The sequence below is a fragment of the Campylobacter sp. RM16187 genome (assembly GCF_025319965.1).
Classification (GTDB): Bacteria; Campylobacterota; Campylobacteria; order Campylobacterales; family Campylobacteraceae; genus Campylobacter_A.
Window position 1 is genome coordinate 849,453 of the sequence record NZ_CP012549.1, and the last position, 21,347, is coordinate 870,799.

A 21,347-nucleotide genomic window follows, 5' to 3' on the forward strand; every position below is an offset into this window, starting at 1 on the left:
ATTACATCTACGAAGATTAAGGCGGGATAACTTCTCGCCTTTAAATCCCTTGTATAAATAAAACACTCCGTTTTGTTAATCTTGCCTCTATGAAAGCGCAAGAAAAAATCAAAAAAATAGACGAAGCCATAGACAGTGTTATAGCAAATTTAAGCAATGGTATAGAAATCAAGGAGTATTGGATTGACAACATCAAAATCGTTAAACGCACTCCGCTTGAGCTTATTGATGAGCTAAGGCGCATTAAAAAACTTACCGTTAAAGACATGCAAAAAGACAAAAAGAGCGTTAAATACGTATTTGGCGGTAGCTACTAATGAAGATATTTAATATTTTTTCTAAAAACCAAACCAAAATAAGAGGCAAAAGCGGCTTTTTTGGTTCAGGGCGAAAACAAAAAGTAAGCCTATTTCGCTATCCAAGCCTTGAAGCCCCCGAGATTAACAGAGGCGAACTTACAAGGCTTATAAGAAACACTGATCCCGACAATGCAAATAAAATCTTAAGAAATCAAGCAAGAAGCCTAAGCACGGCAGTAAGCCTTGCAAGCGGCTTTTTGATATGCTCGACTCTGAAATTCTAGGCGAGAGCGGTTTTGTGCTTGATATTGCAACACAAAATAGAAAGTTAAATACCGCTATTCAAAACGCCTTTTTTGATTGGGAGCAAGAGTGCTGCCTGCACGGAGTATATGATTTTGAAGATTATGAAGAGCTAGTTTTAAATGCCTTATATAGAGACGGAGAGGCTTTTATAAGGATTATTAGAGGTCAAGCGCTTAAAATCGAGCTTATCGATGCCGATGATATAGATAACGACTTTAACGATGAAGCCCTAAATATCAAATGTGGCATACAAAGAGCGAGTAAATATAGTTTAACGCCTATTAGATACTACGTTAAAAAAGATGGAAACGAAAGACTAGTTATTGAGGCTAAGGATATTATACATATCAAAAAGCCGCTCATCGCAAAACAAACAAGAGGTAATTCAAAACTAGCAAGCGCGATACTGGATATTCATCAAAAAGATAAATTTAAAAAAGCAGAACTAAATAGAGCAAGACTTGGCAGTGAAATGACCGGGTTTTATCTAAGAAAAGACGACAGTCCACTTGGCGGAGCAATTCCTGAGTTTGATGAAAATACAGGGGAGCTTATAGAAAATTCAAGCGTTGAGCTTCCTGAAAGCGTAGAAGTAGGAACTATGAGGTTTTTAGATGATGGCATACAGCCACATTTTATAGATCCTCATAACCCAACAAATATAGAATTTTATCTAAAAAGCACAAATCAAGAAGTAGCGCGCTCACTTGGCATATCTTACGCAACTCTAACAGGAGATTTGAGTAGCGTTAATTATAGCTCTATTAGACAAGGAACCACAGCGGAGCGCAGAGGATTTAGACGAACTCAAAACTTCTTACGCCGCAAAATGCACAATACAATCTTTAAAGAGTGGCTACTTATTGAGCTTTTAGCCAACAAAATAACTCCAAGCGAATATGCTTTAGTATTAGCTCATTTCTCATTTAAACCTCAAGGGTGGGAGTATATAGATCCTAGTAAGGAAGTAGCGGCAAATTCAAAAGCTATAGATAGTGGTTTTAAGACTCGTGTTGAGGTATTGAGAGAAAAAGGCATTGAGTATGACACTTATCTTGATGAGCTTGAAAAAGAAAAGCTGATAGTCGCCAAACTAAAAGAGATTGAAAATATTAGAAATTCAAGGAGCAAGAATGAATGAGGAATTGTTAAAAGAGATGCAAAATTTCAGCGTGTCTTTTAGTAAGGATACCGGATTTGATGACGAAAACAAGACTATAAGTTTTATTGCCTTATCAAAAGATAATCTGCATAAAAGAGTGAGCTTTTGGGGCGATGAGTATTATCTTAGCGTAGATACAAAAGGCGTTAAATTTAATGCAAAAACACTATATAAAGATCACAATCCTACATTCCAAAACGCTATCGGCAAGATTGTAGAGGCTAAATTTGAAAACGGAAACATAAAAGCCAAAGTTAAATTTAGCGATGAGGTAGCAGATTCAAAAGAGGCTTACGCCAAATACAAAGCCGGGCTAAGCAACTCGGTTAGTGTCGGGTTTGGAGATTATAAAGTAAAAGAGATGGATAAAATCGATGGAGTAGAACATTATCAAATTTACGAGGGCGAAGTTGTAGAGTTATCCGCAGTTTGGCAAGGGGCAGACAAGAACGCAGTAGTTTCAAAATTTAATAAACCAAAACAAGGAGAAAATATGCCAAAACCACTAGAAATTAAAGAAGAATTGCAAGAAACACAAGCTAATGAAGAGTTAGCTAAATTTAGCGAAAAGCAAAAGGCTCATGATGAAAACAGAAGCAATATCATAGAGCTTGCAAAGATACTAGGACGCGAAAAGGAGGGGTTAGAAGCCATAAGCGAAGGCAGAAGTTACGCCGAGTTTTCTCGCGATATGGCCACCTTAAATTCTCAAAGCGAGATTAAGAGCGTAAATGTGATCACAAAAAGAGCCGATGAGCGAAATTTCAGCCTTGCTAATATCATCAAATCCGCAGTCGATAGAAATATAGACCTTTCAAGAGAGATGGAGTATAGAGGCAAAGAGATAGGGCGCTTTGCCGTGCCAGATAGCTTTATAGCCAATTTTAACGATCAGATTACAAGCACCGTGACCGCACCGGGAGGAGTAGATAGAGAGTTTAGAAGCGATCTTTTAATAGAGCAGATAAAGCAAGAGAGCAAGCTGTTAAATTTCTGCACTTGGCTACCTAACCTAAGTGCAAATCTAACTATCCCGAGAGATACCTCAGAGATTACTGCCGATTTTGTCGAGGAGGGTAAAAGAAGAGATGCCGAAAAGCTAAATTTCGATAATATCACTCTTAGCCCGCACACTCTAAACGCCAACATCATCATCACGAGAACTATGTTAAATATGAGTGCTTTCGCGCTTGAGAGTTTTGCGTTTAAAAAGCTAAGAGACGCTATACGCAAGAAGATAGAGCAAACCATACTATACGGCGAAGGTGTAGTAAAAGGGCTCTTTGCCACAAGCGGAGTTCCAAGCGTTACGGGCTATATGACGGCGCCTACGCTTGAGCTAACTTTGCAATTCGGCGATAAACTTGATGCCGCAGGGTTTGATACGGAGCATTCAAAATTCTTCTTTAACGGAACGGACATCAGCAAACTAAGAGCGACAAGGCGCGGTAATAGCACCGAAAGAATGCTTATAGATGTAGGCGATACGGACCTACAGGGCTACGCCTATTATAAAAACAACAACCTAAAAGCGGGCGATGTGATATTCGGAAACTTTGAGGACATTTGGATAGGAGCGTTCGGATCGCTTGAAATCTTGCCGTTAATGCAAGAGGGTGGAAACGTATTGCTTCAAGCGTTTTACGATATAGACGCAAAACTTGCACGCGAAAAGTCTTTTGCGATTTCTAAAACATCACATTAAGGAGTAAGTTATGGGAAAAACATATATAGTTTTATACTCTACCTTGATCATAGATGAGGTATATGAAGAGGGAGATACTTTTAAATTTCCAAGTGGAACCGATAGAAATTTTATAGAAAGATTAGAAACTATAGGGGCTATCAAGGAGTTAAAGGAAGAGGAGGAGGACGAATCGGATATTGATGATGATCAAACAAAAGATGATGAGCAGAAAATAAAAAAGACTGCCAAAGATGATAAAAAAACATCTAAAGGCAGCAACAAAAACAAAAAGATAGACGAAAACGGCAATATAAATGATTGACTTGGGTATGGTAAAAAGAGATGTGAGTACAATTTTAAACCAGAGTTTTAGTATAAATTTAAAGTGTATTAGAACAGATAAGGTTATAAAATGCCATTTTAACACAAACTCTAAAATCATATATTCAGACGGGGCGGTAGGAACTGAAATTACCGCCCTTATATCCATTGATGATTCAAAATACTTAAGGCTTAAAGATGAGGTTGAAATTTTAGGCATAAGATATGAGATTACAAAAAGCATCATCGAAAGCCAAGTATTAAAAAGACTATTTTTAAGGGAGATTTAGTGTCAAAGAGATATTTTATAGAAGAGCTGCAAATTCCTATAGATAGCAATACCCCATCGCCATCAAAGAACCGTAGGGCGCAAATAGTAAAATCCCTTAAAAATCATCTTAGCGAACTAAATTACGGCATAGAAGTTTTTGAAATATACGTATTTGATAAAGACAATCTGCTTCTTATAGTTATTAAAGACACTGAGGACAACATAGAAGCGGCTGCGTTAAATCGTATAAAACACGAACTAAGCGTAAGTGTAAACATAATAACTTCATCATATACGCAAAACGATGAGATATTGACAAAAACCCTAGATAGACTTAAAGAATTTGATGAAGAGTTTAACTATATGAATCTTAGTGCTATAAATAGATCTAATATAGAAGTTTTAGACAAAGATTACGTTATGACAGAGATAAAGATAGAGTTTATTTATCAGACTGATATTTGGAGAGCATAATGCAATATATAGGCACTATTTGCGAAATTACTCCCGATAAAAGCATGGTAAGAGTTAATTATTTGGGAACTATTACAAAATTTATCCCTTATGCACAAAGGGCTAACTCTTTTAAAAGATCGTTTTCTCCGCCTCGAATCGGCGAGCAGGTAGTAGTAAATCAACTTAGAGACGGAGGATTTAAATACGCAATGCCCTCCATATTTAACGCTAAGACCCCAGAACCTAGCGGATGCTCTCAAACAAAAGAGATTACAGAGTATGAAGACGGCACAATAATAAGTTATGACACTTCAAATTCCACGCTTGAGATACTATCTCCAAAACTTATATATATAGTTTGTAATGAAGTTAGAATAAAAGGAAATTTGGAAGTAGAAGGAAATATTCACGCTACAGGAACTATTATCGATGATAGCGGGAACACAAATCATCATACGCACTAAAAATCCCTTGTATAAAAACACTGCATCAATTTAATATCATAATCTCGTTAAAGCCATAAAGGAGGCGGTGTGTTTTGGAGCACCGCCTTATAATTTTTAAGGTTAAAAATGTATCAAATAGATGAAATAGAAAGCATAAAGCGCATTTGTAAAACTTCAAAACTGACAAAAACTCTACGTCCGACATTTGGATTGGATAGATACATTGACAAAAAGATGACTCTAAGCGAGCTTTTGGCTTTAAAGCGTGATATGAAATCTCAAATTTTAACCTTTGAGCCTAGGGTTGAAAATCTAAAAATAGATCTTACGCCAAGATTTGATAACGTTTTGGACGTGGTTATAAGCTATACAGCCAAAGGTGATATTAAAACAAACGAAGTGAGGCTTAGTTTATGAAACCATTAAGAGTGCCACAGTTTATCAAGCCTCTAAATATCGAACGAGAGCGCCAAAGTATAGTAGATGAATTTAAAGTAAAAAGCGGAAAGCTTGACTATATACCTTTAGTCGGAGATGATTATATGACGCTCATCGATATATTTTTATTTAGGCTTAATAATTTTTTTGAGCTCATAAATATCAAGATTGCCAATAATTATCTAAATTTTAGCACTGGAGAATACCTTGATGAGCTAGTATCTCTTATCGGGATTAAGCGAAATGAAGAAGTAAAGCCTATAGCAGAAGTTGAAATAACTGTAAATTCGGCTACTTTTCTACCAAAAGGCAGCAAATTTACCGACGGAAAGGGGCATTTTGCCTTTTTGCTTGAGGATGCAAATATCGCAGACGAGGCGACTGTTAAAATCGAAGCCGGCGGATATTTTAAAGAAAATTACGAAACTACGGTGCTAGAGATCCCCAACATCTATATCAAAACAATCAAAATGACAAAACCCTTTAGCGGCTTTAAAGCGCGCGAAAACGATGATGAGCTAAGAAATAGGTTTTTGCTCGCTTTGCATCGTTTTAGCACTGCGGGGAGTCAAAAAAGCTATCTTTTTTATATTTTAAGCATCGAGGGCATAACAAAGGCTAACGTCTATCATTTAAGCCCCGGTGTCGTGCAGATAGTTTATTTTTCAAAATACGAAAAAAATATCGCCGAAGCCAAAATATCCGAAGCTCTGCAAGATAGAGTACCGCTTACCGATAATGTTTTAATGAAAGAAGCAATGCAGATCAAATTTGACTTAGTTATTGAAGTTAGACTAAGACAAGACTATATGTTTGCAGAAGTTTTAAAGAATGCAGATCAAAAGTTAAGAGATTATTTCGCAAATATAGACATCGGTTTTACTCCGCATTTTTCTCAGATCATCGAGATAGCTTTTGATGAAAACACTATAGCGGTTGAAATAAAGAGCGAAATACCGCAATCAAATAGGGATAGTATTTTGATACTTAATTCATTGCAAATTTTAAAAAAGGCTGACTGATGCTAGACCTGAGAACTTATAACGATACTTTATTCCGAGTTGATCAGGTATTGGGAAGCAAAATGTCTCAGTGGTTAAGATTTGATAAGCGTTTTTTCTATGAACAAGATGATTTTAATAGGGCGTTTTTAGCACAAACTTTTGATATTGAGCCGGCATCCCAAAGTCTAGAAGAGACTAAAGGGCTTTTGGATGAACCTCTAAAAACTTATTTTTTTGAAGGAACTTTTTTTAGTCTTGAAAAGGCACTTAACTCTTTTTATAAAGGGATTGTTTTAAAAGAGTGGCAAGATTACGGCGGAGAGCCTTATCACTTCAGACTTGAGATTGAGCCGGATGAAAGAGGCGTGAGCAAAGAGGGTTTTAGAAAACTTGATGAGTTGGTTGAAAATTATAAAAACGTTCGCTCTACACTTGGCGGCATAGAGATAAGCCTAAGGGTGGAAGTAGATGAAATTTTTAAAGGAGTTGCGGTAGATGGCGAATTGATCCGCATTATCCCTGAGATTATTACGCAAAGAGATTCAGACATAGGAGTATATTATGCAGCGATTACACATGAACTTGAGACATTGGAGGTTGGAGCATGAGCTTTAAAACCTTGCTAACCGCTAAAGGCGCAGAGCTTATAGTGCTATCCCAAACTACTCAAAAGCTTATAGAATTAAATGAGTTAGCAGTAGGAGATGGGGAGGGGGATATAAGCGTTAGCCAAACTGCTTTAAAAAACGAAAAATTTAGAATAGGCATAGCAGCAGTTTTGCAAGATCCGCAAAATCCAAACTATCTAATAGTTGAAGCCGTAATCCCTCCTAGCCAAGGCGGATTTTATGTAAGAGAGGCTGGTGTATTTACTGCTGAAAATGAACTATTTGCAGTGGCTATCATGCCGCCTACATATAAACCAAATCTCGATGAAGGGAGTGCAAAGGAGTTAAAAATTCGCTTTGTGATTGAGGTAAGTAGCACAGAGAACGTCCAAATTACGGTAAATAACGACATATCAAGCGTGAGTAAGGAGTTTGTGGTATTTGAGCTGGGTAAAAAGGCTGATAAAATTCACGTCTATACCAAAACGCAAAGCGATGAGAGGTTTGCCGGTAAGCATGTAGAGACTGATAAGGCGGATAAGGCAGATACCTATACAAAAGAGGAAGTAGATGCTCTGATACCGGAGATACCCGATCAGCTTGATGCATATACAAAAACCCAAACAAACGAACTACTAGAACAAAAGGCTGACCAGCTTACTACTTACACAAAAGAGGAGGTCGATGCTCTGCTAGCCGGCAAGTATGATAAAACAAGAGTTTATAACAAAAACGAAATAGACTCGATGCTTCTTGGATTAAGCAGTGGTGTAACGCTTAATCAAAATAGTAACAGCGCATTTCTAGACGCATTGATATTTTCATAAAGGATAAAAGATGAAATTTAAAAGAGTAAAAGATAAGTTTTTGGAAAAAGAATCAAGTCATACGATAATTAGCGGCATTGACGGTAAAACTATAATAGTAACAGCACTTGATTTTTTTACGGTAGTTCAGACGTCAAAGTTGAACAAAACCGAGGCTGTGCATGATAATGTAGCTTTATTTATATCAAAAAAGACAAGCGGCAATGTAGTTTTAGCGCTTGGTGAGTTTGCTATTGGTGGAGCTGCTACACCGCTATATATTTCAAGCGATGAAGAGCTAATCATAAAAACGAGTGGCAATCAAGGCACTCAAAAATATTTAAATTATTTAGTTAAATACGAGGAGTTGGAAAATGCGTAAAATAATAAGAAATGCAGGCAGTATTTGTCCTAGTGGGTATATATGGATAGCGCATATTGGGCTTTCTACTACAACCAGTGGGCAACCTATATCAAAACTAATATTTCCGGCAGGAACTTTTAGGACTGAGGCAGAAGCTGCAGCTAAAGCAATGAACACAAATGCGAAAATAGTCAATATCATAGAAGTGAGTATTCAAGGATAAAATATGCAATACAAAGAGATAAAAAATAAGACTATATATTATGAAGATAGAGGCGAGACAAAGGCGTTAAGTATAAATCCACAGACTGATAAACCGTTTAGTAGCGATGATGAAGCTTGGTTTTTTGCAGAAATCACAAGCGAGCTAAATCCTATGCTTTTAAGCGAGGCAAACAGCTTTAAAGCTAGCATCGAAGGTAGAAAGGGGTATCTAAAAGGCGTTTTAACGTCTAAATTTAACGAGGCCGTATCTAAAAGCAAGGTTTACGTAGACGGCATAGGCGACGTAGATGCGGGCGTGCAATATCTCATAAACGTAATGACGCTGATCGACTTGTGCGGAAAAAGCGGAACGATAGCTTTTAGGATGTTCGACAATACGAGTAAAAATTTAGACCTAGCGCAACTAAAGGCCGTTAAAACGGCGATACAAACCAAAGGCATAAATTTATACTCCAAAAAATGGCAGCTTGAAAAGATGATCGAGGACGCCAAAGACGAAACCGAGCTAAATGCCGTAAATATAGATTTTGGAGAGTGATAGATGGACTTAAACGTTACGCCGCTTTGCGAAAACAGATACGAACTTACGCAGGATTTTGAAATTTTAGGCATAACGATACCCAAAGGGTATAAAACCAACGGAGCGAATATCCCTAGAGTTTTTTATATCTTTTATCCGCCCTTTATCCCAAAATACCTAAAGGCTATCGTTTTGCACGACTACCTTTGCGATCTAAGCGATCAGACCATACAAAACGACAAATTTAAAAGCAAAAACGAAGGTTTTAAATTTGCCGATCTTAAACTAAAAGAGGCTTTGAGAGAGTGCGGAGCCGGCGCTTTTACTCAAAATTTATTTTATATCTGCGTCCGTATTTACCATAAGCTAAAGTATGGGAGAGAAAAATGATAAAAACCGTTTTATCCACCGTCGCGAGTTTTGTAGGCGGTAATAAAATATGGCTTGCGATAGTTTGCGCGCTAGTCGGAATCATAATAGGATCGTGCGTATTTTTTAAAATTTCAAACGATTCCATGATTGAAAAAATAAGCGATCTAAACATAAAGCTCGCCGCCGAAAAAATAAGTCGCGACATAGAAAAGTCGAATTTAAAAGCTTGCGGCGACAAATTAGAGACTCAAAACGCCAAATTTGAAGCGCTCGAAGTAAAAACGCAAGACGCTATCAAGGAAGCAAACAAGGCAAAGGCGAGATTTAAAAAGCTTGCCGCGCCTAGCAAGGACGACGCGTGCGAAAAGAAGCTGAAATTTTACGAGGACGCGGCGGCGGTAACGGCTAAGTCCTTTAAGGAGAGAAAATGAATCGGGAAAGTAAACGAGCCGTTCGGAAATACCGAACCGTTGCTTTAGTTATCGCTTGCGGATTATTTCTCGGCGGCTGCGCAAGCAAAGAGCCCCAAATCATCACGCGCACGGAGTATCAGGAGGTAAAAACCCCCATAGCTTGCATAAAGCGCGAGGATTTGCCTACGCCGCCCGAATACGACCCGAGCGAGCCCGAGACGTTTAAAGAGCTGATGGGGTATGCGGTAGAGGCGGATAGGCTTTTGAAAGGATGTGCAAAATGAATAAATTAGTGCCGATACGTTGTATAAATAAAATGCCAAATAAGCCAAAATACGATTATGAGGATATACAAACCGCGCGCGAGTTGATGGAATATTATAAAACGTGCGAGGAGCTTTTGAAGGGCTGCGCATCGCAAGAGTATGAGTCGGTCAAGGAGTAAAAATGAGCGAAATTAAGCTTTTACCCGAGCCAAAAAGTAAATTTAGGCGTTGGCTAGTGCTGGCGCTGGGTGCGGTGTTTATTATACTTTTTAGCATCGCCGCGTATAGCTTTTATGAGCGCCTTTTTTACAACAAAGACATAGCCCTCACGGCCTGGGCGGTCACTCAGGGCGTGATAAACGTCCTACTAAGTCCCGCGAAACTACTAACGATTTTTAAGGCCTAGTCCGTGGAAATGCACTATCTTTTCTACGTGATGATCATAGGCTGCGCGGGATCAATAACGGCCTTTATCAAAAACGGAGGCAGCGGCGGGATAAAGGAGCTAGCCAAAAGAACGTGGGACGGGTGCTTTAGCGCTTACGTAGTTTATGAGATAGCCTTTTTCTTTGCCAAAGACGAGCGTGTGAGCTTTGCTATTTGCGGGATAGGGGCTTGGATGGGGAGCGAGGTGCTGATATTCGTGCGCGATTTCGTGTCGAATAAAGCCGGAGGTAGGAGATATGATAGTTATGAGGAGTAAAAAATGAAGCTAAAAATTACAAGATTTAAAAACATAAAAGACGGCACGCTCGGCAAATTTGAGCTATTTTTAAACGATAAAGTCTTTTTGGACGGCTACACGCTAGAGCCCGCAGGGCCCGATACGACGGCGCGCGGTAAAGATAGGCGAATACCCGAGGGCGCTTATGATGTGTTTTGGCATCATTCAGCTAGATTTAACCGCGTTTTGCCGGTGCTTTACAACGAAAAAGTGCCAAAAGATCGTTACATAGAGATCCATTCAGGCAACTATCCCAAACACACCGAGGGCTGCATACTTTTGGGATCTACGTTTAGCGACGAGGGCGTTTTAAATAGCCTCAGCACGCTAAAAAGTTTTTTAGCTCTGACTTTGGACAAAGAGCTACAAGTGGAAATAATAAATAAATTTTAGAAAGTGAGGTAAAAAAATACCAAGTAAATACGGCGTCAATGTCGAGCTTTATAACGGCTCGCTAAACCCATACGAGATAAACAATCAAAGACCCATAGCCATAGTCGGAGACGATACTAAACTAGTTGCAGGGCTTTACGTTTATAGTACCGTCGAGGATGCGATTAAAGAAGTAGAAGGCGGCACGATTAAAAACGCACTTGATGATCTAAAAGCATGCGGGCTTCATTCGCAAGTCGTGTTAAGTTCTTTTAGGCCAAGCCAAAATGGAGATAGTGATACAGCAAAGCAGGAAAATTTAACAGCTTGCCTAGCTGCTATTGATGAGCTTAAAAAGGCTGAGAGTGTTGTTATGGCCAAGCCAAAATTTATAGCTGCTCCTGAGTATAACGACACAGGAGTATATGAGAAGCTAAAGCAACTTGGCGAGTATTTAAGAGCTGTATATGCTATAGAAGTTAACGCCACAAGTGAACAAACCGCGAAAGCTGCAGTGCAAACTCTATCTACAAAGACAGCTATCATAACATATCAAAAAGTAAAAAGAGTTGATAAAACAATAAGGCCTATGAGTATGTTTTTGATAGCTCTTTATGCAAAAGTTATGAGTGAAACTGAATACGGATTTTCGCAGACATACTCAAACAGAGTTATTCCGGGCATTACCGGTATAGTAGATAGTGTAGAGTTTATTCAGGGTGTAGATTGTGAAGCAGATAGACTTAGAAGCGAGGGCATAACCATAGCATACGTTGATGATGGAATTCGTGCATGGGGTGGTGAAACAAGAGATGAGGATTTTACTAGCATGCATACTTACGTGATCTTTTACACTGCTATTGAGACTATATTTGAAGCACAAAAAAGAGCTATAGATAAAAGAATGCGAGATGTGCTTAAAAATGTAGTGGATAGCCTTGAGGCATTTTATCGTAGGCTTGTGGCAAATAACGTAGCAGTCGGATTTGAAGTAACCGTACCGCCTGAATTAAACACAAACGAGACTATAAGCGAAGGTAAAATTTATATAAAACATAGAGTTCAAGAGATGCCTCTAATCAAAAACATCACAAATAGAATTTACCGCGTTACCGATTATTCTCAAGTTCTTATAGAGGAGCTGTAAGATGAATGCAAACAAGAAATATGAACTGATCGGACGCATAGTAGAACAAAAAGAGATTGCTCATAAATTAAACAGAGACATAGGAGAGCTAAAAGAGGCTATCGTATCGTTTTTAAACAGGAAATTTTTATTTAGTATCTGGGATGAAACAACTCAAAACTACAAAAATAAAAATATATTATTAAACGAGACTTTGCAAAAAATAAAAGAATATGAAGATGAGCTAGAAACGCTTAAAAACACAGAGGAGTAAAAAATGTTAAAAGCACAGGCTATCACAGGTGGAAATTTATTTATAGACGGCATAGGGCTTTTTGGAGAGCTGGTGGATTTTGAGCCGCCAAAATTTGAACATGAGACTATTGAGGCGAATTCCGAAATAGGCAAGTATGAATTGGTATTACCGACATTAAAACCTTTGTCTGCAAAATTTACTGTAAATAATGTAAGTGAAACGTATTTTGGTCTTTTAAATACTAAAGTTAAGCAAAAGGTATATGTAAAGGCTAATCATAGCGGTAGTGAAGGCAAGCATGTTCCTATAATCGCAACTTTTACGGGCAATATCAAAGTTCTTGAAGCTCCAAAATTTGAGATGAATAAAGAGGCAAATATGACTATCGAAATGAGCTGCATAACAGTTAAATATGAAGTCGATAAAAAGCCTGCAATTACTTATGACATTGAAAATAAGATATATTCTGTAAACGGCGAGGATCTATACGAGCCAATCAGAAAGAATATATCATGACGCCGGAAGAGAGAAAAATTTATAACTTTGGGCTTCTTAAACTAAAAGAAGATGAGGTATATAAATGGGGTTCAAGAGCCGCGAGACTAAAAGAAAATTTAGTCTCTTTGTTAAACGAGCCCTTTAATGTCAGAGAATTTAAGATGGTTTCAGACGATTTAGTAGAAGCCGTAACAAAAAGAGATGAGATAAAAAAGCAAATAGATGAATTAAGAAAGGAAATTTAACCATGCCACTTAAAAAAATTGAATTACCAAAACAGACTTTCATATTTTCAGACGGACAAACAGTAGAGCTTAAGGCTCCAACCTTAGCACAAATCCAAAACGCCGAAAAAAGATGCAAAGGCGATGACATAGAAAGAGCCAAGCTTTTACTTATAGATATGAGCGATGGCGAGCTTGATAGCGAATTTTTGCTCTCCTTGCCTGTCGGGGAATGGGTAGAGTTGGCTAAAAATATTAGTGATTTTATGGGCATTGAAATAAAAAACTAGCAGAAGGGTTTGCTCTAATAGGGCATACCCTACATTTTACTCTTAGTGATATTTTATCAATGGAATTTAATGATTTTGTAGAATACTACAATATATCTAGGCGGCTAAATGAACTTTAGTTTGGTCGCCACTCGTAAATTTATTATTAAAATTTAATATCTGAATAGCTTAAATTTTCAGTATCTATTTTTTGCTGTTTGATTCGCTTATTTTCAGCTAAAAACTCTTTAATATTAGAGTAGTATTTAATAAGTAAGTAGGCAGAAACCAGAGGGACGGTAATATACCAAAATGATAAAAAAGCTAAAAAGCCGACTGCAAGCATTATATAAAATGCGAGCATTGAAAAAGCGAAAAATATAGTATTCATTTTAGCCCTCCATTGTATAAATTCATAATTAAATTTTAATAATATAAAGATAAAAAAAGGCTGAAAATGAGCAAAACGACCCTGCAATGGGCATTACTGGCGACTAAAAGGAGCGTAAAATGAGTAAGAGTGCCACACTTACCTTTGGTATGGATTTAAGCGATTTTAATAAGGCGATGAGTGCCATCAATCGCCAAGCTACAAGCTTTAGTGATCAGATAGAAAAATCAATACAAGCTCCTATGGCGGCATTAAAAAAAGGGATGGAGCAGATAAAAATAAATCCTTTTGATTTAGAAAAAAATGAATTAATACAATCAAAAATCAAAAATTTAACTTCAGACATCAAAAAAGCCATGACTCATAAGCTAAATTTAGATATTGAGGAAGCCAAAAAAAATATAAGCGGGCTTAAAGAGGAGATTATAGCCACTGTAGGCTCTATGGCGGTTTTAAGTAAGCCTATATCAGCAGCTATTGATTTTGAAAGCTCTATGGCTGATGTAAAAAAGGTTGTTGATTTTACAGGAGAAGAGGATATAAAAAACTTCTCAAGCGAAATTATGAAAATGAGTAGAACCATACCTTTGAGTGTAAGCGAGCTAGCTCAAATAACAGCGTCCGGCGGTCAGCTTGGAATACATAAAAAAGATTTATTGAATTTTACAGAAACTGCCGCAAAGATGGGAGTTGCTTTTGATATGAGTGCAGGCGAAGCCGGTGATAATATGGCAAAACTTATGAACATCTTTAGTATGGAGAAGGTTAGTCAGGTTGCTGCTCTTGGTGACACAATAAATCATATCTCAAACAACACTGCAGCAAAAGCCAGTGATATTGTAAATTCGATAGGCAGAATAGCTGGTAACGCTAAGGATTTTGGGCTTAGTGCTGATGCTACCGCAGGTCTTGCAAGTGCTTTTTTGGCTTTAGGTAAAACGCCAGAAGTTGCATCTACGGCAATCAACTCTATGTTGACAGTTCTAAATAATGCTGATACAGCAAGTGGGGATGTAGCCGATGCATTTAAGCAGATAGGTATAGATGGTAAAGATCTAAAACAAGCAATATTAAAAAATCCACAGCAGGCTTTATCTAGATTTTTACATACCTTGTCAACAATACCAAAGGCTAAAAAAACAGGAATTTTAACCTCAATATTCGGTAAAAATTTCGGAGACGATATATCGCTTGTTACAGGTGCTATAGATAATTTTGATAGGGCTATGAAATATAGTGGAGACAAGAAGAAAGTCGGATCTATGGAATCGGAATTTAAAGCCCGTAGCGAAACGACTGAAAATAATTTACAGCTTATGAAAAATGCCTTTAATGAAATAGGAGTAAATGTTGGGTCAGTATTTTTACCTATTTTAAACAAGGCTATAGATGTTATAAAGTGGGTTAGTTATCAAATTTCAAGTTTCGCAGAGACTTTCCCTGGGCTTATAAAATTTGGATTTGGTGCAGCAGCGGCAATAACAGCCCTAAAGGCAGCATTTATAGCAAAACAAATAGCTGTAAATGGGGCTGTCTTGATGAGTGGCGAATTTAGAAAAATTTTGATGCGATTGCCTATCGATTGCCTAAGGGCAGGCGGAGCGCTAAATACTTGCTCTTTAAGCTTTAAAAATTTTGGCTTCTCAATGGCAGGCGCAAAACTCCAAGCTGGGCTACTGTTTAATACATTGCTCTTAAAAATTAAGGCTGTTGGTATCGCAATGCTAACAAATCCTATAGGAATAATAGCCATGTCAATTGCCACGGCTGCATTTTTAATATACAAATATTGGCAACCTGTAAAAGCATTTTTTAGCGGTATTTGGCAAGGATTAAAAGAGGGGCTATCTCCACTCATTGAATCAATATCTGCCGTTTTTACACCAATAATAAAAATCATATCGGCTGTATTTGAGCCGTTAAAGCCTATATTTAGCTCTATAAAGAGTTTTTTTAGCTCTCTTTTTTCTCAAAGCGAGTCCACTAAAGAAAGCTTGCAAGGATTTGAGAGTGCGGGTAAAGCTGTAGGTAATGCAATAGCTGGCGTGATCAGCTTAATATCAACACCTCTTAAATGGATCATGGATAGCATAAAGTGGGTGTTTGATAAAATATCAAATTCTGCAATAGGTAAGTGGCTAGGTGAAAAAATGGGGATAAATCTAAAGGGAGCTGACAGGATTGAATCAAGTGAAAACATTATAAACCCTGCCAAATCTCAGCCAAATCAAAATCCTATTCCAGTGCAAACTACTCAAGGCACAATAGACAAAGTAGTCCAAGATAGGCAAGCTGCCGCATCAAATCAAAACACAAAGACTATCACAGACAATAAAAAGATAGATATAAATTTATACGGATCACAAACCACACCTCAGGATGTAGCATTGGCCATTAGTGAAAATAGTTATAGTTTTGGGGATTAGGCTACTTCTGAGACTTATTGTGATTTTTTAAATAGTTTTCAAAAGCTTTTTCTATATCATTCTGGTCTAGTCTGCTAGCATCATAAATGCAATATGTATGAAATTCTTGCTGAGTATAAAAGACGAAATGAGTAGAGGTCTCCAAATTGTTTATGGCGGCAACGTTGTGTTTTTTGCATAGGCTATTAAATGACTCCTTTAGATATTTTATTAAATCATTGGTTGAATGACAGAAAAAGCCCTGCTCTAATATTGTTTTATGAATTTCCAAAAATTCGCCTTTTGTTACTTTATCCATTTTATCTCCTTATTTGACATTATTTAAAAAAATTTTTATTTCCTCAAGCTTTTTGGCTCCTATACCTTTAATACTTAGTATTTCATCATCGCTTAGTTTTTTAATATCATCTAATTTTTCATATCCTGCTTTTATAAAAGCCGTAGATGCCGGCAAACCCTGCAAGTTTTGAATTTTTATCATCATCTCTTTTTTTGTGTTAAATTCTTGATAAAAATCACTTGTAGCCTCAAATCCATTTTTTAAAAAGTCGTTTTTCTCTATGAAGTTATTAAATTTCGACTCTTTGTCTTCATCATGCGAGTAGTATATTTCAAAAAGTCTAAGTATAGCCATACAATTTTTTGATATTGCATTTTTTATTAGCTGTTTAAAACGTCCTTTGCTATAATTATAGTCCTCCATTGTAATCTTCTTAAAAAATCTCTTTTCTATCTCATTAAGACTGTTGTATGCTTCTGGCGTTATTATTTCACCTATGCTTTGTATAACATTATTAGTTGGGGATTCATAATAAAATATAGTGTTTAGGCTTTTAAAATCATCTTTAAATTTTACATAGTATCCGTAAGCTTGATAACTTGCCATGTTATAGGCTATGCGAAGTGGATCGTCAAAGTCAAGATATGACGCTCTTTGTTTTAGTCTGCTTAACTCTTTTGGCGTAGCTATATTGCTTGAAATTTCTCTAGCTTCATTAACTTCTTCATCACTTGGATCTGGGTATTCTACCGTTTCACCTATGTTTGAGAACTTTGTAAATTCTCCATTTTTTAAACTGTTCATCATGTCAGTTACTGCATCATTGTTTTTAGCATTTTGTTTACTTGCTTTTTCTTCTTTAATCTTTTTTTCTAATTTTTTAGCATTATCGGTTTGTCCATAAAATATTAAGGCTACGAATAAAAATCCTATCGACACCCCTATTTGTCCGCCTAAAAGCATAATAAAACCTAAGATTATCAAAAGCCATATCAAGGTAATAAGTATCTTATTTTTCATGCTATCTCTACACTATACTTTTTATAACTTTGCCTACAAGCTTACAAGTCTCTTGTGTTTTGTTTGGTTTATTTCTAATAAAAAGCATTTAGATCTCTAAAATCTGATTTTGACTTCCCGCAATAACTATGTTTTGAGAGCCGTCAACGTTTATATCTATTTTTACATAAGCTCCGTCTCTTAGTGCTTGCAGAAATTCCTCGTTTGTAAACACGGTCAATATCCCGTTTGCCACGCCGTCGCTTATCCTGCTTACGTCCTCGTTCCTTTTGGCTTGATAAATCCTGCGATTTTGCTTTCTTTCTTCTTTAATAATATAAACCCAAAGGAAACCCAAAGTTGCAAAAGAAAGTATAACCTGCCAATATTTTGTAACAAACTCTATCATTTTTTATCCTTCTGAAATTTCTTTTAAAGCATTTAATTTTTTTATAAAGCCGTCAAGTATAACTTCGTTCCCGTATCTTTCGTAAAGATCAAGAAATTCCTTAAATTTAGGGCTGCTTGTCTTTGTAGTTTTGTAGCCGGCTATTTGATTGCCCGATCCGCTTACGGCTATATTTCCACTTCCTATGTTTATGCTTGATCCCATAAGTTTATCCATACTTACTCCTAGTTGCTTTGAAATTTCTAGTAATTTTTTATAATCTAACCTTCCATTGTTTGTTTCATACCTCTGATATGTTCTAAGAGATACTCCCAATTTATCTGCTAACTCTTTTTGGGTTAAGCCTTTTTCTTCTCTTATTTCTCTTATATTTATGACATTTTGTTTCATATATACGCCTTTTATTGACATATTTAAGCTATTTTTAATTGACATACGACAAAAAATGACGTATAATTCAAACATCAATTAAATAATTATACCAAAATATTATTTTTTGATAAGTTCTTTTAAAAAAGGCAAAACGATGATTTTGTTTTATTTATTGTTGGGATTGATTGCGGGGCTAGCTACGGCGCATTTTATGGCTTGGATTTTAGGGATGCTCGACTAAAAGTGTGTAAAGGCTTGGCATTTTTTGCCGGTTAAAGTGCATTTTTTCTTTTTGTAGTTTTCGCAAAACACAATTATTGGCTTAGTATCCTTAAAACCTATCTGCGCATTATGCTTTGCGTATCCTCCGTCAAGGTATAGGTTGCATTCAAGGGTTTTAAAGGTGGTCGGGGGTATTGGCTTTAAAGATACGCCAAGCTGAGTATGAGCCTAAGCTAAAGCCGCCGACAAAGCCGACGATGAATGCGTGTGTAGTGTCGCCGAATGTTTCGGCTATGAAATTTAAAAGAAAATCCACTTTAAAGCCTTTGGTTTTTAAGTGAAATTATAACGAAAAGGAGATGAGATGAAAAATAAAAAACATGAATTTTTGCAAGAGGCTTATTTAAAAATCGGAGAATGTGATGAAGAGATCAGGAAGCTAGAAAGGCAAAAACTAATATCTTCAAAAATAGCAAAGCTTATAAACAGCGGAAGAGACCCTGAGTTCTTTGATGATTGCAAAAGCTTTGATGATGTGGTTAGTAAATTTAAAGACAAATACGGGTTTTTACTATAGAAATTTGAAAGGGTGTGAGATGAGAAATATGGATGAGCTTTGCATAAGCCTTTGCAAAACAAACAACGAGATTGAGAAGCTAACGGAAAAAGCCAGAATTTTAAATAGCGTAATTAAGTATCTGCTAAACGGTGGCGATGATAGCGTATTTGAAAAGTGCCAAACCATAGATGAAATTTTAGAAACGGCAAAAAAAATTAATTTTCGCCGTCTTGAGTTGTGCGAGTAGTGAGCTCGCTACTTAGGTAGTTTAGCTCCTGATTGATGTGTTTTATGAATGACTCTATATTTTCTATACGGCGCAGCAGACTTTCGCGTTGTTTGTTTGCCTCGTCGGTAAGCTTTATTAATGTTTCTAGTTGGGTAGTTGTATCCATAAATAAGTTCTTTATGTTGAGGTTGGTTTGGCAGTCTAATTATAACTTAAAGGGCTTTTTTATGGATGCGAGTTGAATAGATATGTCTGTTTCATTGTTTTGGCTCCTTTAGGTTGTTTTATTCGTGGTGGTTTCTGCAGCATAGAGGGGCTTAAAGAGTGAATTTGAATGAAAGGTGGGTTAATGAAAACTCTAGCACAAATCATATATGAAAAAACCCGATACGCATTAAAAGCGTATTGTGAGGTAAGGGGCATATCTTATGGAGGGCTCAGAGGTGGATTTGTTGGCAAGGCAAACGCTAAAGTCCTTGAAGCAGATGGTATAGAGTGGCGCAAGGCCAGCAATGTCAAAGTAGGCGACGGAACTTGTGCCGGAAAAATATATCTAAACAAGAAAGCGAGTTAAAAATGAACACAAAGGCTATTCAATTGGCTATTTTTAGAGCCAAAATGGCATTAAAGGGATTTGAGGTGGCTACAAGCTCAAAAGGTGCTATATATGGCATAAAAAGAGGTGTAAAAAGGGTAAAAAATGCGAATAATGCAAATTTTAAAACAAATTTTAGCGCATAGGCACAAACCTCCGGCAGAGAGAAAGATATACGGATTAAGCGGAGCGGTTTTTAGCGGTGCGCACTACTACGTAAGCATAGACGGCTTTATAGTATGTCGTGTAGGTGGTGCTGCTATAGATATAAAAGACAAAACAAGGATGACAAAATGCAAACAGAACTTATCAGAAAGCTAAAAAGATTTTTTGAAGCAAAGAGTAGCCTAGAAAGACTGGAGTCTCAAATAAGAGATCTGAAAAATAATAAAAAGAGTTATGTTGAGACCATAGAAAGACTTGAAGCAGAGTTAATGGGCGAACTTAGCGAAGAAGAGCTAGATGAAGCAGCGGAGATGATGGACGACCGACACAAATAATATATGGAATAAGTAGTTAGCAGTAGGGGACTTCGTGTCTAAGATCAATATAGATGATGTATTAAATGCAGGAATAGATAGCGTTAGGTTTGTTATGCCAAAACAGAGTTTAAACGGCTTTTTGAAAAAGCTTGAAATTTTAAGCAAATTAAGGCTTGTAAGCCGCAATAAAACAGTGAAAGAATATGCGGAGCATAAATTTAAAGGAGTCAATAAGCCTCTTTTTGATGCAGATGAAAAGCATCCGTTTAAAATCCGCTACATAAGCTTTAAAAGAGGTGTAAAAAGTCTAACCAATACGATGTTGGTCGTTGAAAACTCAACTGAGCTAAACGATCTTTGCAAAAAGCGTAAAAAGCAGTTTGGCTATTACGTTTGCGTTGTTTTTGCCGGGCTTTTTCAGCCAAGCAGAGATATTTATAAAAAAACTTACCAAATTTTAGGAAAGTTCTTGAGGCGTTTTAAGCCTTACAGTTGGGATATTGCCGTAGATTTCAAAGACGAAGAGTCTATAAGCTACAAATCAAAGGCAAGGTTTAAAGAAGCTGTTGAGGATTATGGCGAAGATGTAATAAGCTATAAAACCAGCCTTTATGCCAATAGAGGTATTAAGGGCGGCAAGTTTTATGCAATCGATAAGATTTTGCTTTATGATAAATATAACAAACAGGTTAATTATCACAAGCAAAAAATAAATGAGCAGTTTAAGGGATGGAAACGATTAGAAATCACCTTTAAGCTCAAGGGTAAATTTATTGATTTTATAGAAAACGAAAGTTTTAAAGAGTGCATAGAGGTGATGGACGATATAGCGGGAAGGCTAAGCGATGAGTTCCCGTTTGGTGTTTGTCTTGATAAATTTAATGAGCAGACTGCATATTTTAAAGATATGCGTAGGCGATTAAATTTGGCTAAAACTATTTACTGAGGAT

At 36.9% G+C, this 21,347-nt stretch carries 42 protein-coding genes; 35 read left to right on the plus strand and 7 right to left on the minus strand.

The window, feature by feature from the left end:
* The first annotated feature begins 89 nt into the window (after positions 1-89).
* The 27 genes from CDOMF_RS04685 to CDOMF_RS04815 all read left to right on the plus strand — a co-directional run bounded on the left by CDOMF_RS04685 (position 90) and on the right by CDOMF_RS04815 (position 13,454).
* Complete coding sequence (locus tag CDOMF_RS04685; RefSeq protein WP_260952722.1) at positions 90-317, plus strand: hypothetical protein; 228 nt, start codon at positions 90-92, stop codon at positions 315-317.
* Positions 317-583, plus strand: coding sequence for a hypothetical protein (locus CDOMF_RS04690; protein ID WP_260952723.1), 267 nt, complete (start codon positions 317-319; stop codon positions 581-583). Before CDOMF_RS04685 ends, CDOMF_RS04690 begins: the two co-directional genes overlap by 1 nt.
* A complete protein-coding gene (locus CDOMF_RS04695) occupies positions 562-1,746 on the plus strand; it encodes a phage portal protein (protein WP_260952724.1) in 1,185 nt (394 codons plus the stop codon). The genes CDOMF_RS04690 and CDOMF_RS04695 overlap by 22 nt, the downstream gene beginning before the upstream one ends.
* The gene (locus CDOMF_RS04700) at positions 1,739-3,472 is read left to right on the plus strand and encodes a phage major capsid protein (protein ID WP_260952966.1); all 1,734 of its coding nucleotides are present in this window, start codon (positions 1,739-1,741) and stop codon (positions 3,470-3,472) included. The genes CDOMF_RS04695 and CDOMF_RS04700 overlap by 8 nt, the downstream gene beginning before the upstream one ends.
* Before the next feature lie 10 nt (positions 3,473-3,482).
* Positions 3,483-3,776 (plus strand): hypothetical protein, encoded by a 294-nt coding sequence (locus CDOMF_RS04705; RefSeq protein WP_260952967.1) that lies wholly within the window; start codon positions 3,483-3,485, stop codon positions 3,774-3,776.
* Positions 3,769-4,065 carry a hypothetical protein gene (locus tag CDOMF_RS04710; protein ID WP_260952968.1) on the plus strand — a complete coding sequence of 99 codons (297 nt, stop codon included), beginning with the start codon at positions 3,769-3,771 and terminating at the stop codon, positions 4,063-4,065. The genes CDOMF_RS04705 and CDOMF_RS04710 overlap by 8 nt, the downstream gene beginning before the upstream one ends.
* Positions 4,065-4,520 (plus strand): hypothetical protein, encoded by a 456-nt coding sequence (locus tag CDOMF_RS04715; protein ID WP_260952969.1) that lies wholly within the window; start codon positions 4,065-4,067, stop codon positions 4,518-4,520. Before CDOMF_RS04710 ends, CDOMF_RS04715 begins: the two co-directional genes overlap by 1 nt.
* Positions 4,520-4,966, plus strand: a complete 447-nt coding sequence (locus CDOMF_RS04720) for a hypothetical protein (protein ID WP_260952970.1) — start codon at positions 4,520-4,522, stop codon at positions 4,964-4,966. Before CDOMF_RS04715 ends, CDOMF_RS04720 begins: the two co-directional genes overlap by 1 nt.
* 108 nt (positions 4,967-5,074) lie before the next feature.
* Positions 5,075-5,365: a GPW/gp25 family protein gene (locus CDOMF_RS04725; RefSeq protein ID WP_260952971.1), complete on the plus strand. Its 291-nt coding sequence runs from the start codon at positions 5,075-5,077 to the stop codon at positions 5,363-5,365.
* A complete protein-coding gene (locus CDOMF_RS04730) occupies positions 5,362-6,408 on the plus strand; it encodes a baseplate J/gp47 family protein (protein ID WP_260952972.1) in 1,047 nt (348 codons plus the stop codon). Before CDOMF_RS04725 ends, CDOMF_RS04730 begins: the two co-directional genes overlap by 4 nt.
* On the plus strand, positions 6,408-6,998 hold the full coding sequence (locus CDOMF_RS04735; protein WP_260952973.1) for a phage tail protein: 591 nt from the start codon (positions 6,408-6,410) through the stop codon (positions 6,996-6,998). The genes CDOMF_RS04730 and CDOMF_RS04735 overlap by 1 nt, the downstream gene beginning before the upstream one ends.
* Complete coding sequence (locus tag CDOMF_RS04740; RefSeq protein ID WP_260952974.1) at positions 6,995-7,825, plus strand: phage tail protein; 831 nt, start codon at positions 6,995-6,997, stop codon at positions 7,823-7,825. The genes CDOMF_RS04735 and CDOMF_RS04740 overlap by 4 nt, the downstream gene beginning before the upstream one ends.
* A 10-nt stretch (positions 7,826-7,835) precedes the next feature.
* Positions 7,836-8,186: a hypothetical protein gene (locus tag CDOMF_RS04745; protein ID WP_260952975.1), complete on the plus strand. Its 351-nt coding sequence runs from the start codon at positions 7,836-7,838 to the stop codon at positions 8,184-8,186.
* Positions 8,179-8,391, plus strand: a complete 213-nt coding sequence (locus CDOMF_RS04750) for a hypothetical protein (protein ID WP_260952976.1) — start codon at positions 8,179-8,181, stop codon at positions 8,389-8,391. The genes CDOMF_RS04745 and CDOMF_RS04750 overlap by 8 nt, the downstream gene beginning before the upstream one ends.
* Positions 8,392-8,394: 3 nt before the next feature.
* Positions 8,395-8,931, plus strand: coding sequence for a DUF4376 domain-containing protein (locus CDOMF_RS04755; protein WP_260952979.1), 537 nt, complete (start codon positions 8,395-8,397; stop codon positions 8,929-8,931).
* Between the two features lie 3 nt (positions 8,932-8,934).
* Positions 8,935-9,303 (plus strand): DUF1353 domain-containing protein, encoded by a 369-nt coding sequence (locus CDOMF_RS04760; protein WP_260952981.1) that lies wholly within the window; start codon positions 8,935-8,937, stop codon positions 9,301-9,303.
* Positions 9,300-9,716 (plus strand): hypothetical protein, encoded by a 417-nt coding sequence (locus CDOMF_RS04765; RefSeq protein ID WP_260952982.1) that lies wholly within the window; start codon positions 9,300-9,302, stop codon positions 9,714-9,716. Before CDOMF_RS04760 ends, CDOMF_RS04765 begins: the two co-directional genes overlap by 4 nt.
* Positions 9,713-9,982 (plus strand): hypothetical protein, encoded by a 270-nt coding sequence (locus tag CDOMF_RS04770; protein WP_260952983.1) that lies wholly within the window; start codon positions 9,713-9,715, stop codon positions 9,980-9,982. The genes CDOMF_RS04765 and CDOMF_RS04770 overlap by 4 nt, the downstream gene beginning before the upstream one ends.
* Complete coding sequence (locus CDOMF_RS04775) at positions 9,979-10,143, plus strand: hypothetical protein (RefSeq protein WP_260952984.1); 165 nt, start codon at positions 9,979-9,981, stop codon at positions 10,141-10,143. Before CDOMF_RS04770 ends, CDOMF_RS04775 begins: the two co-directional genes overlap by 4 nt.
* Positions 10,144-10,145: 2 nt before the next feature.
* Positions 10,146-10,370: a hypothetical protein gene (locus CDOMF_RS04780; protein WP_260952985.1), complete on the plus strand. Its 225-nt coding sequence runs from the start codon at positions 10,146-10,148 to the stop codon at positions 10,368-10,370.
* 3 nt (positions 10,371-10,373) lie between these two features.
* On the plus strand, positions 10,374-10,667 hold the full coding sequence (locus CDOMF_RS04785) for a hypothetical protein (protein ID WP_260952986.1): 294 nt from the start codon (positions 10,374-10,376) through the stop codon (positions 10,665-10,667).
* Positions 10,668-10,670: 3 nt separating this feature from the next.
* A complete protein-coding gene (locus tag CDOMF_RS04790; protein ID WP_260952987.1) occupies positions 10,671-11,081 on the plus strand; it encodes a DUF5675 family protein in 411 nt (136 codons plus the stop codon).
* Between the two features lie 238 nt (positions 11,082-11,319).
* On the plus strand, positions 11,320-12,207 hold the full coding sequence (locus CDOMF_RS04795) for a phage tail protein (RefSeq protein ID WP_260952988.1): 888 nt from the start codon (positions 11,320-11,322) through the stop codon (positions 12,205-12,207).
* A 1-nt stretch (position 12,208) separates the two neighbouring features.
* Positions 12,209-12,460 carry a hypothetical protein gene (locus tag CDOMF_RS04800; protein WP_260952989.1) on the plus strand — a complete coding sequence of 84 codons (252 nt, stop codon included), beginning with the start codon at positions 12,209-12,211 and terminating at the stop codon, positions 12,458-12,460.
* A gap of 3 nt (positions 12,461-12,463) precedes the next feature.
* Positions 12,464-12,958 carry a phage major tail tube protein gene (locus CDOMF_RS04805; protein WP_170020591.1) on the plus strand — a complete coding sequence of 165 codons (495 nt, stop codon included), beginning with the start codon at positions 12,464-12,466 and terminating at the stop codon, positions 12,956-12,958.
* Positions 12,955-13,185 (plus strand): hypothetical protein, encoded by a 231-nt coding sequence (locus tag CDOMF_RS04810; protein WP_260952990.1) that lies wholly within the window; start codon positions 12,955-12,957, stop codon positions 13,183-13,185. Before CDOMF_RS04805 ends, CDOMF_RS04810 begins: the two co-directional genes overlap by 4 nt.
* 2 nt (positions 13,186-13,187) lie before the next feature.
* Positions 13,188-13,454: a hypothetical protein gene (locus CDOMF_RS04815; RefSeq protein WP_260952991.1), complete on the plus strand. Its 267-nt coding sequence runs from the start codon at positions 13,188-13,190 to the stop codon at positions 13,452-13,454.
* A gap of 145 nt (positions 13,455-13,599) precedes the next feature.
* Here CDOMF_RS04815 and CDOMF_RS04820 read toward each other — a convergent pair whose 3' ends face one another.
* Complete coding sequence (locus tag CDOMF_RS04820) at positions 13,600-13,824, minus strand: hypothetical protein (RefSeq protein ID WP_260952992.1); 225 nt, start codon at positions 13,822-13,824, stop codon at positions 13,600-13,602.
* 119 nt (positions 13,825-13,943) lie between these two features.
* On the opposite strand from CDOMF_RS04820, the gene CDOMF_RS04825 reads away from it, so the two are divergent.
* Positions 13,944-16,250, plus strand: coding sequence for a phage tail tape measure protein (locus CDOMF_RS04825; RefSeq protein ID WP_260952993.1), 2,307 nt, complete (start codon positions 13,944-13,946; stop codon positions 16,248-16,250).
* 1 nt (position 16,251) lies between these two features.
* On the opposite strand, the gene CDOMF_RS04830 is transcribed toward CDOMF_RS04825, so the two are convergent.
* The 5 genes from CDOMF_RS04830 to CDOMF_RS04850 all read right to left on the minus strand — a co-directional run bounded on the left by CDOMF_RS04830 (position 16,252) and on the right by CDOMF_RS04850 (position 18,848).
* The gene (locus CDOMF_RS04830) at positions 16,252-16,548 is read right to left on the minus strand and encodes a hypothetical protein (protein WP_260952994.1); all 297 of its coding nucleotides are present in this window, start codon (positions 16,546-16,548) and stop codon (positions 16,252-16,254) included.
* Between the two features lie 9 nt (positions 16,549-16,557).
* Positions 16,558-17,550, minus strand: coding sequence for a helix-hairpin-helix domain-containing protein (locus CDOMF_RS04835; RefSeq protein ID WP_260952995.1), 993 nt, complete (start codon positions 17,548-17,550; stop codon positions 16,558-16,560).
* An 88-nt stretch (positions 17,551-17,638) separates the two neighbouring features.
* Positions 17,639-17,938: a hypothetical protein gene (locus tag CDOMF_RS04840; protein WP_260952996.1), complete on the minus strand. Its 300-nt coding sequence runs from the start codon at positions 17,936-17,938 to the stop codon at positions 17,639-17,641.
* A 3-nt stretch (positions 17,939-17,941) separates the two neighbouring features.
* On the minus strand, positions 17,942-18,328 hold the full coding sequence (locus CDOMF_RS04845) for a helix-turn-helix domain-containing protein (protein WP_260952997.1): 387 nt from the start codon (positions 18,326-18,328) through the stop codon (positions 17,942-17,944).
* Positions 18,329-18,707: 379 nt separating this feature from the next.
* Positions 18,708-18,848, minus strand: a complete 141-nt coding sequence (locus CDOMF_RS04850; RefSeq protein WP_260952998.1) for a hypothetical protein — start codon at positions 18,846-18,848, stop codon at positions 18,708-18,710.
* Between the two features lie 48 nt (positions 18,849-18,896).
* On the opposite strand from CDOMF_RS04850, the gene CDOMF_RS04855 reads away from it, so the two are divergent.
* Complete coding sequence (locus tag CDOMF_RS04855; protein WP_260952999.1) at positions 18,897-19,109, plus strand: hypothetical protein; 213 nt, start codon at positions 18,897-18,899, stop codon at positions 19,107-19,109.
* 19 nt (positions 19,110-19,128) lie between these two features.
* The gene (locus tag CDOMF_RS04860; RefSeq protein WP_260953000.1) at positions 19,129-19,338 is read left to right on the plus strand and encodes a hypothetical protein; all 210 of its coding nucleotides are present in this window, start codon (positions 19,129-19,131) and stop codon (positions 19,336-19,338) included.
* Here the strand turns inward: CDOMF_RS04860 and CDOMF_RS04865 are convergent.
* Positions 19,307-19,486 (minus strand): hypothetical protein, encoded by a 180-nt coding sequence (locus CDOMF_RS04865; protein WP_260953002.1) that lies wholly within the window; start codon positions 19,484-19,486, stop codon positions 19,307-19,309. The two genes, CDOMF_RS04860 and CDOMF_RS04865, sit on opposite strands and share 32 nt — an antisense overlap.
* Positions 19,487-19,669: 183 nt before the next feature.
* On the opposite strand from CDOMF_RS04865, the gene CDOMF_RS04870 reads away from it, so the two are divergent.
* From CDOMF_RS04870 to CDOMF_RS04890, 5 genes are read left to right on the plus strand one after another with little or no spacing between them, the layout of a single operon-like run.
* Positions 19,670-19,894, plus strand: a complete 225-nt coding sequence (locus tag CDOMF_RS04870) for a hypothetical protein (protein ID WP_260953005.1) — start codon at positions 19,670-19,672, stop codon at positions 19,892-19,894.
* Between the two features lie 23 nt (positions 19,895-19,917).
* Positions 19,918-20,061 (plus strand): hypothetical protein, encoded by a 144-nt coding sequence (locus tag CDOMF_RS04875; RefSeq protein ID WP_260953006.1) that lies wholly within the window; start codon positions 19,918-19,920, stop codon positions 20,059-20,061.
* On the plus strand, positions 20,030-20,236 hold the full coding sequence (locus CDOMF_RS04880; RefSeq protein WP_260953007.1) for a hypothetical protein: 207 nt from the start codon (positions 20,030-20,032) through the stop codon (positions 20,234-20,236). Before CDOMF_RS04875 ends, CDOMF_RS04880 begins: the two co-directional genes overlap by 32 nt.
* Positions 20,209-20,415, plus strand: a complete 207-nt coding sequence (locus tag CDOMF_RS04885) for a hypothetical protein (protein ID WP_260953008.1) — start codon at positions 20,209-20,211, stop codon at positions 20,413-20,415. The genes CDOMF_RS04880 and CDOMF_RS04885 overlap by 28 nt, the downstream gene beginning before the upstream one ends.
* 34 nt (positions 20,416-20,449) lie before the next feature.
* A complete protein-coding gene (locus tag CDOMF_RS04890) occupies positions 20,450-21,343 on the plus strand; it encodes a hypothetical protein (RefSeq protein ID WP_260953009.1) in 894 nt (297 codons plus the stop codon).
* Positions 21,344-21,347 lie beyond the last annotated feature (4 nt).